At 45.4% G+C, this 12,410-nt stretch carries 17 protein-coding genes; 15 read left to right on the top strand and 2 right to left on the bottom strand.

What is annotated here, in order from left to right; all coding sequences use genetic code 11:
• The 13 genes from comGC to QZ158_RS06210 form a co-directional block, all read left to right on the top strand.
• Positions 1-276: competence type IV pilus major pilin ComGC (comGC, locus tag QZ158_RS06270; RefSeq protein ID WP_152904110.1), on the top strand; the 276-nt coding region annotated here is incomplete at its 5' end.
• On the top strand, positions 245-670 hold the full coding sequence (gene comGD, locus QZ158_RS06265) for a competence type IV pilus minor pilin ComGD (protein ID WP_293886800.1): 426 nt from the start codon (positions 245-247) through the stop codon (positions 668-670). The genes comGC and comGD, both read left to right, overlap by 32 nt.
• Entirely contained in the window at positions 636-929 is a 294-nt protein-coding gene (gene comGE, locus QZ158_RS06260) for a competence type IV pilus minor pilin ComGE (RefSeq protein ID WP_154859089.1), read from the top strand. The genes comGD and comGE overlap by 35 nt, the downstream gene beginning before the upstream one ends.
• On the top strand, positions 913-1,365 hold the full coding sequence (gene comGF / locus QZ158_RS06255) for a competence type IV pilus minor pilin ComGF (RefSeq protein ID WP_293886804.1): 453 nt from the start codon (positions 913-915) through the stop codon (positions 1,363-1,365). The genes comGE and comGF overlap by 17 nt, the downstream gene beginning before the upstream one ends.
• On the top strand, positions 1,331-1,777 hold the full coding sequence (gene comGG / locus QZ158_RS06250; protein ID WP_293886797.1) for a competence type IV pilus minor pilin ComGG: 447 nt from the start codon (positions 1,331-1,333) through the stop codon (positions 1,775-1,777). Before comGF ends, comGG begins: the two co-directional genes overlap by 35 nt.
• Positions 1,778-1,808: 31 nt before the next feature.
• Positions 1,809-2,762, top strand: a complete 954-nt coding sequence (locus QZ158_RS06245) for a class I SAM-dependent methyltransferase (RefSeq protein WP_293886795.1) — start codon at positions 1,809-1,811, stop codon at positions 2,760-2,762.
• A gap of 48 nt (positions 2,763-2,810) precedes the next feature.
• Positions 2,811-4,007 carry an acetate kinase gene (locus QZ158_RS06240; protein WP_293886793.1) on the top strand — a complete coding sequence of 399 codons (1,197 nt, stop codon included), beginning with the start codon at positions 2,811-2,813 and terminating at the stop codon, positions 4,005-4,007.
• Between the two features lie 153 nt (positions 4,008-4,160).
• The gene (locus QZ158_RS06235; RefSeq protein WP_293886791.1) at positions 4,161-4,835 is read left to right on the top strand and encodes a type II CAAX endopeptidase family protein; all 675 of its coding nucleotides are present in this window, start codon (positions 4,161-4,163) and stop codon (positions 4,833-4,835) included.
• A 159-nt stretch (positions 4,836-4,994) separates the two neighbouring features.
• Positions 4,995-5,951, top strand: coding sequence for a dihydropteroate synthase (gene folP, locus QZ158_RS06230; protein ID WP_293886789.1), 957 nt, complete (start codon positions 4,995-4,997; stop codon positions 5,949-5,951).
• Positions 5,952-5,967: 16 nt separating this feature from the next.
• The gene (locus QZ158_RS06225) at positions 5,968-7,272 is read left to right on the top strand and encodes a folylpolyglutamate synthase/dihydrofolate synthase family protein (RefSeq protein WP_293886787.1); all 1,305 of its coding nucleotides are present in this window, start codon (positions 5,968-5,970) and stop codon (positions 7,270-7,272) included.
• Between the two features lies 1 nt (position 7,273).
• Complete coding sequence (gene folE, locus QZ158_RS06220) at positions 7,274-7,828, top strand: GTP cyclohydrolase I FolE (protein ID WP_293886785.1); 555 nt, start codon at positions 7,274-7,276, stop codon at positions 7,826-7,828.
• 26 nt (positions 7,829-7,854) lie between these two features.
• Positions 7,855-8,679: a 2-amino-4-hydroxy-6-hydroxymethyldihydropteridine diphosphokinase gene (gene folK / locus QZ158_RS06215; RefSeq protein WP_293886802.1), complete on the top strand. Its 825-nt coding sequence runs from the start codon at positions 7,855-7,857 to the stop codon at positions 8,677-8,679.
• 87 nt (positions 8,680-8,766) lie between these two features.
• A complete protein-coding gene (locus QZ158_RS06210) occupies positions 8,767-8,922 on the top strand; it encodes a hypothetical protein (protein ID WP_164555426.1) in 156 nt (51 codons plus the stop codon).
• A gap of 109 nt (positions 8,923-9,031) precedes the next feature.
• Here QZ158_RS06210 and QZ158_RS06205 read toward each other — a convergent pair whose 3' ends face one another.
• A complete protein-coding gene (locus QZ158_RS06205; RefSeq protein WP_293886782.1) occupies positions 9,032-10,516 on the bottom strand; it encodes a DUF1846 domain-containing protein in 1,485 nt (494 codons plus the stop codon).
• Positions 10,517-10,674: 158 nt separating this feature from the next.
• On the bottom strand, positions 10,675-11,739 hold the full coding sequence (pepA, locus tag QZ158_RS06200) for a glutamyl aminopeptidase (RefSeq protein ID WP_293886780.1): 1,065 nt from the start codon (positions 11,737-11,739) through the stop codon (positions 10,675-10,677).
• 146 nt (positions 11,740-11,885) lie between these two features.
• On the opposite strand from pepA, the gene QZ158_RS06195 reads away from it, so the two are divergent.
• Together QZ158_RS06195 and QZ158_RS06190 are read left to right on the top strand one after the other, a co-directional pair.
• Positions 11,886-12,176: a DUF4651 domain-containing protein gene (locus tag QZ158_RS06195; RefSeq protein ID WP_293886779.1), complete on the top strand. Its 291-nt coding sequence runs from the start codon at positions 11,886-11,888 to the stop codon at positions 12,174-12,176.
• Positions 12,173-12,410: thioredoxin family protein (locus QZ158_RS06190; RefSeq protein ID WP_293886778.1), on the top strand; the 238-nt coding region annotated here is incomplete at its 3' end. The genes QZ158_RS06195 and QZ158_RS06190, both read left to right, overlap by 4 nt.

Genomic DNA, 12,410 nt, shown 5'->3' with positions numbered 1-12,410 from the left:
ATTGAAATGTTAGTTGTTTTGCTCATTATCAGCGTTCTTCTCTTGCTCTTTGTTCCGAACTTGACCAAGCAGAAAGATTCGGTAACAGATACAGGAAATCGAGCAGTCGTCAAAGTCGTGGAGAGCCAGGCTGAGCTCTATGAACTCAATCATCAGAATGAAAAAGCTAGTCTTTCTAAGCTTGTCGCAGAAGGACAAATCACTCAAAAACAAGCAGAAGCCTACCGTGCTCACTATGTGAAGAATGCAGGTGATCACCGTGCGGTTGCAGATTAAGGCTTTCACCCTTCTAGAGAGCTTACTAACTCTAGGTATCGTCAGTCTTCTATGTTGGCTGCTAGCCGGGTCAGTCCATCAAGCCTTTGGGCAGGTGGAAGAAACATTGTTTTTCTCGGAATTCGAACGGGTCTATCAGGAGACACAAAAGATGAGTATTGCAAAAGAGGAGAGAGCTCTCCTTTCCATCGACCACGGTGGGGTTCATAGTCCCTATCAAGAATTACCGCTTCCAAAAGGGGTGGAAGTGGTCAGAGAGAAGCAACTGACCTTTGATCCAGCAGGAGGCAATTCAAGCCTGACCAAGATTCAATTTCAGACAGAGAAAGAGGTGGTGACCTATCAGTTGGCAATTGGGAATGGAAAAATTAAAAAAACGACGGCTCCCCGCTAGTCTCTTGTTAGAAGGACTGATTGCTCTAGCGATGTTTGGTGCCCTCACGACCCTTGTGTTGGGAGAGCTAGGGGACTCACGACAGCAGCGCTTAGAAGAGTTGAGACAAGGAGAAGTCTTGCGAGTCGCAAAAATGGCGATCCAGACAAGGCAGGATCAATTGAGCATCAATCAGGTCAGTGTCCAGGTGGAGAGGTCTGCTAAGTCCTTAAAGGTCTATCATGAAGGAAAGGTTGTGATTGCTGTTGAAAAGAACTAAACTGCCAGCCTTTACTTTACTCGAGGCCTTGGTTGCCCTGCTCGTCATCAGCGGTGGTTTATTAGTGTTTCAAGGATTGACAAGCCTTTTGCGTCAAGAACTCCAGTACCAAAGTCACATCAAGCAAGAGGAATGGTTGCTCTTTCAGGACCAGCTGGACATTGAATTGTCTCGTAGCCAATTTGAAGAGGTCAGAGACAACAAATTCTATCTTGTTCAGGATCAAAAACCCATAGCCATTGGACTGGCTAAGGGGGGAGATATCCGAAAGACAGATGCGACTGGCCGTGGCTATCAACCGATGATAGATGGAGTTGAATCCGCCTGGATTGAAAAAAGAGGAGATCTTGTGTCTATTCAACTGCGCTTTGAAGAAGGGTTAGAAAGGGAGGTGGTCTACCGTGTGGTGGAAAAGGATAAAAAAGAAGCAGATTGAGGCCGGGATCCTTCTTTATGCCCTTTTTATGTCGGCGGTTTTTAGTCTCTTGCTTCAGTTTTACCTGAACAGACAAGTGGCAGAGAGACGGATCCTCCTTGCTAGTCAGCACCGGATCCAGGCTTATGCGCAAGCTCAATTGGCGATTGATACTTGGGATCGGGAAGAAAAAACTATGACCTTCTCAACTGGCCGAGTCGATTTGGAAGAAAAATCGGGCTTTGCCAACGTAACGAGTCACTTACAAGATGGGGGAAGCTACCATTTCACCTTTGCTCTACCTCCTCGGGAAAAGAAAAAAACCGACAAGAAGGAAAAGGAGAAGCAGGCTCCAGATTCAGCCACACACCACCCGACCACGACTGAGGAAGAGAAGCCTCAGGTCTTCGAAAAGCATAGCGAAAACTCTTAAAATTTGATATGATTAAAAGATGGAGGAAAGCATGAATTTCGAAAAAATTGAGAAAGCCTACGGCTACCTATTAGAGAATACCCAAATTATCCAAAATGATTTGCAGACCAACTTTTATGATGCTCTAGTGGAGCAGAATGCCATCTATCTGGATGGGCAAACAGAGTTGACTCTAGTGAAGGAAAACAACCAGTGGCTGAAGGACTTGAACTTGAGCAAGGAAGAGTTGCGTCGCTCCTTCCAGTATCTTTTGATGAAGGCTGCCCAAACAGAGCCCCTACAGTTCAATCACCAATTTACGCCAGATGGGATTGGACTTCTTTTGGTCTTTCTAGTGGATCAGTTGGCTAGTTCCGATCAAGTAGATGTGCTAGAAATTGGGAGTGGAACAGGTAACTTAGCCCAAACCTTGATGAACAACTGTCAGTGTTCCTTAGATTATTTGGGCTTGGAAATTGATGATCTCTTGATTGACCTTGCGGCTAGTATGGCAGAAGTGATGAAGGCGGATGTGAATTTTGCCCAAGGTGATGCCGTTCGTCCACAAGTTTTGAAAGAGAGCGATGTGATTATCAGCGATTTACCTGTCGGTTATTATCCAGATGATGCCATTGCGAGTCGTTACCAGGTCGCTTCCCCTCAGGGCCACACCTATGCCCATCATTTATTGATCGAACAATCGCTAAAATACTTAAAACCAGGTGGCGTCGCTATTTTTCTAGCTCCGAATGATCTTTTGACAAGCGAGCAGAGTCCTCTGCTGAAAAAATGGATGCAGGATCATGCTCAGGTCTTGGCCATGGTGACCTTGCCAGAGAACCTCTTTCGATCAGCCAATCTAGCAAAAACCATCTTTGTTTTACGCAAGCAAGAAGAAGCGGTGGTCCAACCATTTGTCTATCCTTTGACTGATTTGCAAGACCAGGAAGACCTCATGAAATTCCGTGAAAGTTTTCAAAACTGGAATAAAGAAAGTGAAATTTAAACAAAATTTTGCTATAATAGGAGTGAAAACGCTTAAAGAGGTAAAAAAATGACGAAAACAATTGCAATTAATGCAGGCAGTTCAAGTTTGAAATGGCAATTATACCAAATGCCAGAAGAAACAGTTTTGGCAAAAGGGCTCATCGAGAGAATTGGACTTAAAGATTCCATTTCGACAGTAAAATTCGATGGTCGAGCAGAAAAACAGGTTTTAGATATTGAGAACCACACACAAGCGGTTAAAATCCTTCTCGATGATTTGATTCGTTTTAATATTATTGCTTCCTACGATGAAATCACTGGAGTAGGACACCGTGTCGTAGCAGGTGGTGAGTACTTCAAAGAGTCTGCTCTTGTAGATGAAGAAGTCATTCAAAAGGTTGAGGAACTTTCTTTGTTGGCTCCATTGCACAATCCTGCCAATGCTGCTGGGATCCGTGCCTTTAAAGAATTGTTACCAGATATTACCAGCGTTGTTGTATTTGATACCTCTTTCCATACAACAATGCCTGAAAAAGCTTATCGTTACCCTCTTCCAACTAAGTACTATACAGAAAACAAGGTACGTAAGTATGGAGCTCACGGGACAAGCCATGAGTATGTAGCCCACGAAGCAGCGAAGCTTCTTGGAAAACCAATCGAAGAGTTGAAATTAATCACTTGCCACATTGGGAATGGAGCTTCTATCACAGCGGTAGACAAAGGAATTTCTGTAGATACGTCTATGGGCTTCACACCACTTGGTGGCATCATGATGGGAACACGTACAGGGGATATTGACCCTGCCATTATTCCTTACTTGATGGAGCACACAGAAGATTTCAATAATCCAGAAGATATCAGTCGTATTTTGAACCGTGAATCTGGTCTTCTAGGGGTGTCTGAGCTTTCTAGCGATATGCGTGATATTCACGAAGCCATGCGCAGTGGAAATGACAAGGCACTTTTGGCCAACGACATTTTTGTCGACCGTATTAAGAAATACATCGGTCAATACTTTGCTGTCTTGAATGGAGCAGATGCCATCATCTTTACAGCTGGAATTGGAGAAAATTCTAAGACGATTCGTGGACAAGTCATTGATGGGATGACTTGGTTTGGATGTGCTGTAGATCCAGAAAAGAACGTCTTTGGTGCAGAAGGAGATATTTCAACACCGGATGCTAAAGTGAGAGTTTTGGTCATCCCAACGGACGAAGAATTAGTCATTGCCCGTGATGTTGAACGCTTTAAAAATAAGGGGTAAGACTTTATTCTAAAAAAAAACAAGAGAGAAGAGGCTGATTTGAAGCGCCTCTTTTTTCTATTGTGCGACTACTACTTGGGCTTGCCCCAGTAGCTCATCTATGCTATACTAGAAAAATAGTTTGATAATCGAGGTAAAATAATGGAAAATTGGATGGAGAAAAAATGGGTTTCAAATGGTCTGTGGTTACTAATTGGATTACCGTTATTTATAGCGACTCAACTACCCATGATCGCTTTGATCTTGGGGATTGAAAATGCTTGGTCAAATTGGACAATCAATAGTTTGGTCCTTGGGGTTACCATGCTCCTCGTCTATTTGCTTTGGTGGTTTATGAAATGGAGTCCACTTGATTCACTAGATTTTTCACGAATCAAAGGCAGAGATATTGGGCGAAATCTCCTTTATTTTCTCCTGTTGCTGGCCAATAATGCTCTTGGGGTTAACCTTCTTAGGCAGTTGGGAGAGGCGACGACAGCTAACCAAGAGACTATCCAAGGGGTGGCTTCCTTGGCCCCTCAGCTGGCAATGGGTTTGCTCATTGTCGTAGTGGCGCCTTTAGGAGAAGAAATTATCTGTCGAGCTGTGATTCCACGCTTGATCTTTAAGGGGCACGAAAAAATTGGTTATTTGGTTGGGGCTCTTGTATTTGCCTATTTACACACACCAAGTAATCTTGGTTCCTGGATCATCTATGGAGGTATGTCTCTCATCTTGACTTGGGTTGCCTACCGCTACAAACGAGTAGAATATTCGATTTTATTGCACTTTACCATGAATGCTTTTGCCTTTCTGATAACTATTCTGGTTTCTTTTCTTCCCGCTTAAAATATGGTAGAATGATAGAACCAATGGGTTTTATTCAGAAGCTTTGGTAAGCTACCAAAAAAGCATCTAGGCGCAGATAGAGACAAACTCGGAGGTTGGAAAGATTCTAACCTCTTTTCTATGCTTGGTTGGCTTTTCTGTAGAAAGATGAAGGAAGATATGTCAAAGAGTGAATGGAGACAACTAGGCAAGGGTCGGACTCTTCTATGTGGCATCCTCAATGTCACCCCCGACTCCTTTTCAGATGGTGGACGTTACCAAACGGTAGAAGGAGCTCTCGAGCAAGCTCGAAAGTTAATATCAGAAGGAGCAAGCATACTAGATATTGGTGGGGAGTCCACACGTCCAGGGAGTCATTTTGTGGAAATTCAGGAAGAAATTCAGCGAGTCGTGCCCGTCATTGAAGCAATTCGAGCAGAGAGTGATATCTTGATTTCGGTTGATACTTGGAAGTCAGAGGTCGCTCGTGCAGCCCTAGCAGCTGGTGCAGACTTGGTCAATGATATCACAGGCTTTCTAGGAGATCCGCAAATGGCGAGGGTGATTGCAGAAGCTCAGGCTGGAGCCATTCTTATGTTTAATCCAGTCATGGCTCGTCCTCATCATCCAAGTTCCGTCATTTTTCCGACCTTTGGTTTTGAGCCGGTCTTTTCATCAGAGGAGTTGGCGCAGTTTGAAAGCATTTCTATCCAAGACTGCATGTGGGCCTTCTTTGCTAAGAGCCTTGAGCGGGCAGAGGGGGCGGGATTGAGTCCGGATCAACTCTTCTTAGATCCTGGGATTGGTTTTGGCTTGACTAAGCGGGAAAACCTTCAACTCTTGCAGGACTTAAAAACCATTCATGCTAAGGGGTATCCAATCTTTTTAGGAGTCTCTCGGAAGCGCTTTGTGGTCAATATTCTGGAAGAAGAGGGATTTGAGACTGACCCTGAAACGAAAGAAGGATTCTACAATCGGGATTTGGCCTCCAGTCATTTGACGAGTGTGGCTGCCAGCCAAGGGGTAGAAATTGTGCGTGTGCATGATATCCCCCTCCATAAGATGGCGGTAGCTATCGGTAGTGCGATCTACCAAGCCGATCAAGCGCAGGACCTTCATTTGAAACAATATCGCTAAAGAAAAGAGAAGAGATATGACAGTAGATCTCAGTTGGTTAGCCACTTATCGTTCTTCCGAGCCCCATTTTGGCTTGGAGCGAATGGGAGCCCTGCTGGCCTTGAGGGGAAACCCACACTTAGCCTGTCCCGTAATCCATCTAGCTGGGACCAATGGAAAAGGATCGACCCTAGCCCATTTACTGTCTTTACTAGAGGCAAAAGGATTGCGGGTTGGTGTTTTCTCCTCCCCCTATCTAGTTTCCTTTCATGAGCAAATCAGTATTAATGGGCTTCCCATTTCAGATCAGGATTTAGAGACTTATCTGTCCCTCTATCAGGACTTGCTTGCAAAAAACAGTTCTGATCAGACCTTGCTGGGCTTGACCGAGTTCGAGTTGATGACCGTCCTGGCTTTTGATTATTTTGCAGCAGAAAATCCGGATGTGGTCATTTTGGAAGTGGGCATGGGGGGCCGTCTCGATAGTACCAATGTTTGTCAGCCTATGTTGACAGCCATCACGACGATTGGCCTGGACCATGTGGCTCTCTTAGGGCCAGATTTGGCCTCCATTGCGCGGGAAAAGGCGGGAATCATCAAGGAAAAGATTCCGGTCTTGCTAGGCCGGATGGAACTGGAAGCCCAAGAAGTCATTGTGCAGCAGGCGAACTGCTTATCGGCACCAGTAGAGCTGTTAGGTCAGGACTTTTTAGTTAGCTACCAAGCGTCTTTGGCTGATGGGGAAGTCTTTGGCTATCGGAGCCAGTATCGGGAAGAACTGCAATTAAAGACAGGGCTTTTGGGACTGCATCAAGTCGACAATGCTGGGTTGGCCTTGGCTCTCTGCGATACCTTCTGTCAAGAAAAGGGGCTCTCTTTCTTAAGTCGAGAAGAAATCCTCCAAGCTTGGGAAGGGGTCCAGTGGCCGGGCCGCCTAGAGGTTATTTCGACCCAGCCCCTCATCATTCTAGATGGCGCCCATAATCCGCATGCAGTAGCCCCTCTTGTAGCCACCATGAAAGAACGGTATGGACAGTTGGACAAACAAGTCTTGTTTACCTGTATCCAGACCAAGGCGATTGAGGAGATGCTGGAACTGTGGAGCGGATTGGAAAAGAGTCAATTAACCTTGACGACCTTTGAGGATTCACGCGCCTATTCCGTGAGAGACATGCAGGAAATAGCCCTTCAAAAAGGCCTGCCTTATCAAGAATGGAAGGTGTTTTTAACCCATTATCTAAAAAGAAAATCGCAACAATCTGATCTCCTCTTAGTGACGGGATCCTTGTACTTTTTGGCTCAAGTGAGAGCCTTTCTAATCGAAGAAATCAGTAGGAGATGAAATGGATACAAAGAAAATTCAAGAAGCCGTGAAGATGATTATCGACGCAGTCGGTGAAGACGGAAACCGTGAGGGATTGCAAGAAACACCAGAACGCATTGCCAAGATGTACCAAGAGATTTTTGCAGGTCTCAACCAAACTGCGGAAGTCCACCTATCAAAATCTTTTGAGATTGTGGACAACAATATGGTGGTGGAAAAGGATATCTTCTTCCACTCGATGTGTGAACACCATTTCTTGCCCTTCTATGGCAAGGTCCACATTGCCTATATCCCAAATGGGCGCGTAGCAGGCCTCTCTAAGCTAGCTCGGACGGTGGAAGTATATGCCAAAAAACCTCAAATCCAGGAGCGCTTGACGGTGGAAATCGCGGATGCCTTGATGGAGTATCTGGGAGCGCAGGGAGCCCTTGTCTGGGTGGAAGCAGAGCACATGTGTATGAATATGCGTGGGGTGCGCAAACCAGGAACAGCTACTGTAACGACAGCAGCGCGTGGCTTGTTAGAGACAGATAAAGACTTGAAAAACGAAGCCTATAAACTAATGGGACACTAGTCCCTAGATAAACTGAGGTGACGATGGTGGATCAATTACGGATTAAAGATTTGGAAATTTATGCCTATCATGGTGTGTTTTCCGCTGAAAAGGAATTGGGGCAACGCTTTGTCTTGGATGTCTGTGTCGATTATGAGATGACAAAGTCTGCTCGGACGGGCGATTTGACGGCTTCAATCCATTATGGAATCTTAGCAGAGCAACTGACAGATTGGGTTCAAGCTGAGAAAATCGATTTGATTGAGACAGTAGCTTTTCAGCTTTTGGAGAAAATTTTTGCAACCTATGACTTTGTCAAAAAGGTTCGACTTGAGCTGAAAAAACCTTGGGCGCCAGTTCCTCTACCTTTGGATACTTGTTCGGTCACGATTGAACGAGAAAAAAGACGGGCCTTTATTGGTCTGGGAACCAATATGGGCGATAAGGGACAACAGTTGGAGACGGCTGTATCTAGACTAGAAGAAAAGGGGCTTACGATTCTCCAAACCTCTTCTCAGATTGAGACAGCACCTTGGGGAGGGGTCGAGCAGGATAGCTTCCTCAACCAAGTCGTAGAGGTCGAAACTTGGTTTACGCCCCAAGACTTGATTGAGACCTTGCTAGGAATCGAACTAGAAATGGGTCGGGTCCGTGAGATCAAATGGGGACCACGGGTCATCGATTTGGATCTCCTTTATATGGAGGATTTGATCCTATATAGTCCAGATTTGATTCTCCCTCATCCGTATGTGGCAGAACGGGCATTTGTCCTAGAATCCTTAAATGAAATTGCTCCTTACTTTGTGGATCCTGTCCAAAGAAAACAGATCCGACAACTGTGGGAGGCTGTGAAAGAAACAAAAGGTAGTTGATCCAATGGTCAACTACTTTTTTTACCTTGACAGGTTAATTGAGCAGGAGTATACTATGCATAAATAGATTAGGAGTAGGAGGGCGTCATGAAATCTTATCTTGTAAAATGGTTGATCGCGATTGTCTTGGCTGTTTTTTTCCTTTGGTTGAGTTTGGAAACGGACTTACTGCCAAAAGAAGTGTATCCCCTTCTCCTTGTCCCGATACTGATTGTGGGCCTCTATCTTTTTAAGGAGAGGTAACTCTCCACCCAATTAAACTATGAAAAATCCCCTGGGTGCCAACTGTTTCAGGCACTCAGGGGATTTTTTGTATATGGAGCTAGGACCAACGGTCTAGCCTTGCTTTTCTTTATTTGCGGTACAAGCGATCGTATTGGTAAACTGGATCCATAGTCACATGGATGCCCAGTTTGCGAAGAACGTTCTTATCTTCGTCTGTCAACATGACTGTTGAATGGGCTTCGCTCCCTTTCAATCGACCCAATTCTTGCATGGCAAGATTTGCCTCTGGATGGTTCATGGCGGTAATAGCAAGGGCGATGAGGATTTCATTTGAGTGGAGGCGAGGGTTGCGACTGCCCAAGTGGTTGATCTTCAAGCCTTGGATTGGTTTGACATACTCTGGCTCAATCAATTTGGTTTCTTTATCAATATGGGCCAATTTCTTGATAGCATTGATGAGAACAGCTGCCGTTGGACCAAACAAGTCAGAAGTCTTACCTGTCACGGTTTCTCCGTTCGGCAATTTTAGTGCCAAGGCAGGTTCACCGGTTTCTTCCTCTTTTTGACGGGCAAGGACGGTGACTTGGCGGTCTTTTGGTGAAATGCCTAAGTCATTCATCAAGAGTTCGATTTTCTTAATAGCTCCGTTTCCGACACGCTCTGCTTTCACATCTAGAATGGTTTGGTAGTAACGGCGGATAATTTCTTGCTTAGAGGCTTCAATCGCTGCGTCATTGTCCACGATGGCAAAGCCGACCATGTTCACACCCATGTCTGTTGGGGAAGCGTAAGGAGATTCTCCGAGGATGCGTTCCAACATCCGCTTCAAGACAGGGAAGATTTCGATATCTCGGTTGTAGTTTACCGTTGTTTCGCCATAGGTTTGGAGGTGGAAGGGGTCAATCATATTGACATCGTCAAGGTCTGCAGTAGCAGCTTCATAGGCCAAATTCACTGGGTGGTGCAAAGGCAGGTTCCAAACTGGGAAGGTTTCAAATTTAGCATAACCAGATTTGATGCCATTCAATTGGTCATGGTACATATTGGACATACAAGTCGCCAATTTACCAGAACCAGGACCAGGAGCTGTCACGACAACGAGATTACGGCTGGTCTGAATGTAGTCATTTTTCCCCATTCCCTCAGGAGAGATGATGTGGTCCATATCCGTTGGGTAGCCCTTGATTGGGTAGTGGAGGTAAGAGGCGATGCCATTTTTTTCCAACTGCTTGCGGAAAAGGTCGGCAGCTGGTTGACCAGCATATTGAGTGATGACGACAGAGCCGACATAAATGCCCAATTCGTTGAATTTATCGATCAAGCGGAAGACCTCTTGGTCATAAGAGATTCCTAGGTCACCACGCGCTTTTGAATGCTCAATGTTATTGGCATTAATAGCAATCACAATCTCCACTTGGTCACGAAGTTCTTGGAGAAGCTTAATTTTGTTATCTGGTTCATAACCAGGAAGGACACGAGCTGCGTGGAAATCTTCCAACATCTTTCCTCCAAACTCTAGGTAGAGCTTGCCATCAAATTGGTTGATGCGCTCGAGGATGTGATCGCGTTGCAAATTCAAATACTTTTCGGAACTAAAAGCTTGTTTCTTCATTTAAACCTCCAATAAAGAAGCGAGGGTGATCTTTAGCGGTGCTCCGCCTTTCACATAGGGAAAGGGGAGTGCAAAAGAACACCCGTTGCAATATTCATTCAGTATTATATCAAAAAAACCCCAAAATGGGGGTTTAAAACAATTATTTTGGAAAAATATTAATAATTCTTAATTAAATCAACGGTTGAACGATCCAATTTTTGCACCAAAGCTTGAAGGAAGGCTTGGGCTTGAAGGAAGTCATCCATAGCGTAGAGGGTTTGGTGGGAGTGGATGTAGCGTGCGCAGACTCCGATGGTAGTAGATGGCACACCACCACTTCGTAAGTGGGCTACTCCAGCATCCGTTCCGCCTTTCCCACAGTAGTATTGGTACTTGATGCCGGCTTCTTCAGCGGTGGTGAGGAGGAAGTCCTTCATATTTGGCAACATGAGGTGACCTGGGTCAAAGAAACGAAGGAGGGTTCCTTCTCCGATAGCTCCTTGGCCTCCGTAGACATCTGCAGCGGGAGAACAGTCAACAGCCAGGAAGATTTCTGGATCAAACTTGGTCACAGAAGTCCCGGCACCGCGCAGTCCGACTTCTTCTTGGACAGTCGCTCCGACATAGAGTTCGTTTGCTAGGGCTTGTCCAGAAAGGGCTTGTGCCAATTCGCTGACCATCAAGACCCCATAACGGTTGTCCCAAGCTTTGGAGATGATGTTTTTCTGATTGGCTGTTAAGATTGCAGTGCTTTCAGGGACCAAGGTGTCGCCTGGACGGATCCCAAAGCTCTCGGCTTCTTCTTTGTTGGCAAAGCCACCATCAAAGACAATATCTCCGATTGCGGGAAGGGCAGGACCGTTTGTGCCCCGTGTCAAATGCGGAGGAACAGATCCAGAAATGACAGGGTAGGAATGACCATCGCGGGTCAAAAGGGTGAAACGTTGGCTGCTGACCACCATAGGGTTCCAACCACCGATTTCAACCACGCGGAAGGTGCCGTCTGCCTTGATCTCACTGACCATAAAGCCAACTTCATCCATATGGCCTGCGACCATGATGCGAGGAGCATCAGCCGCTTCTGAGTGGCGTACCCCAAAAATACTTCCCAAGCCGTCTGTGACCACTTCATCCACATGTGGAGTGATCTGTTTGCGTAGATAATCGCGAACAGGCGCTTCGTGGCCAGAGATGGCAGGAAGTTCTGTTACTTCTTTGATTTTAGAAAATAAATCAGTCATAAGTTACCTTCTTTCTGATTGTTATTTTATCACTTTTTTAGTCGAGATGGTAGTGGCAGTCGACGGGAATAGAAGTAGATCGTCATGATGGGGAGATCTATTCTCCTTCGTTGTCCCAGCTTGTATTTTGTGTTACAATATGAGGTATGAAAGCTAAAAAAATCATTTTATCCAGCCTTGTAGCAGCTAGTGCAAGTGCTCTTGCCCTTGTGGCCTATAAAATTGCCAAAGATCAAAAACGTCTGCGTACGCAAGAAGAGTTAGTCGCAGAAGTCCGTGAGCAGATGGAGAATATGGGAAAGATTGCAACCCTTTATGTGGAACTCTATGAATCAAGCGAAGAACGTCTGGTCGGAGGGCTCGTATTTGAGGATGAGCGCCACTATCGCTTTGTCTATGAAGAGGGCCTCCTTCAGTATGAAGAGGAAAAACTATGATCATACCACAGTCTTTAGAGGAATTAGCTAGCTACGTCGAGCAAGAAGGTAAGAAGGTTTTCTTCTTTTCAGCGGATTGGTGTGGTGATTGCCGGTATATCCAGCCTTTTTTGCCAGAGATTGAAGCGGAAAACCCTGAATTTACCTTTGTTTTGGTCGACCGCGACCAGTATCTAGACCTGGCTAAGCTTTGGGATATCTATGGCATTCCGAGTTTAGTAGTCCTATACAAGG

Source organism: Streptococcus sp. A12 (genome assembly GCF_905372335.1).
GTDB lineage: Bacteria > Bacillota > Bacilli > Lactobacillales > Streptococcaceae > Streptococcus.
This window is presented reverse-complemented; position numbering and strand designations above follow the sequence as displayed.

Coding starts and splice junctions, on each gene's coding strand:
- comGD (WP_293886800.1), top strand. CDS start 245: ATGCAGGTGATCACCGTGCGGTTGCAGATTAAGGCTTTCACCCTTCTA.
- comGE (WP_154859089.1), top strand. CDS start 636: ATGGAAAAATTAAAAAAACGACGGCTCCCCGCTAGTCTCTTGTTAGAA.
- QZ158_RS06245 (WP_293886795.1), top strand. CDS start 1,809: ATGAATTTCGAAAAAATTGAGAAAGCCTACGGCTACCTATTAGAGAAT.
- QZ158_RS06240 (WP_293886793.1), top strand. CDS start 2,811: ATGACGAAAACAATTGCAATTAATGCAGGCAGTTCAAGTTTGAAATGG.
- QZ158_RS06235 (WP_293886791.1), top strand. CDS start 4,161: ATGGAGAAAAAATGGGTTTCAAATGGTCTGTGGTTACTAATTGGATTA.
- folP (WP_293886789.1), top strand. CDS start 4,995: ATGTCAAAGAGTGAATGGAGACAACTAGGCAAGGGTCGGACTCTTCTA.
- QZ158_RS06225 (WP_293886787.1), top strand. CDS start 5,968: ATGACAGTAGATCTCAGTTGGTTAGCCACTTATCGTTCTTCCGAGCCC.
- folE (WP_293886785.1), top strand. CDS start 7,274: ATGGATACAAAGAAAATTCAAGAAGCCGTGAAGATGATTATCGACGCA.
- QZ158_RS06210 (WP_164555426.1), top strand. CDS start 8,767: ATGAAATCTTATCTTGTAAAATGGTTGATCGCGATTGTCTTGGCTGTT.
- QZ158_RS06205 (WP_293886782.1), bottom strand. CDS start 10,516: ATGAAGAAACAAGCTTTTAGTTCCGAAAAGTATTTGAATTTGCAACGC.
- pepA (WP_293886780.1), bottom strand. CDS start 11,739: ATGACTGATTTATTTTCTAAAATCAAAGAAGTAACAGAACTTCCTGCC.
- QZ158_RS06195 (WP_293886779.1), top strand. CDS start 11,886: ATGAAAGCTAAAAAAATCATTTTATCCAGCCTTGTAGCAGCTAGTGCA.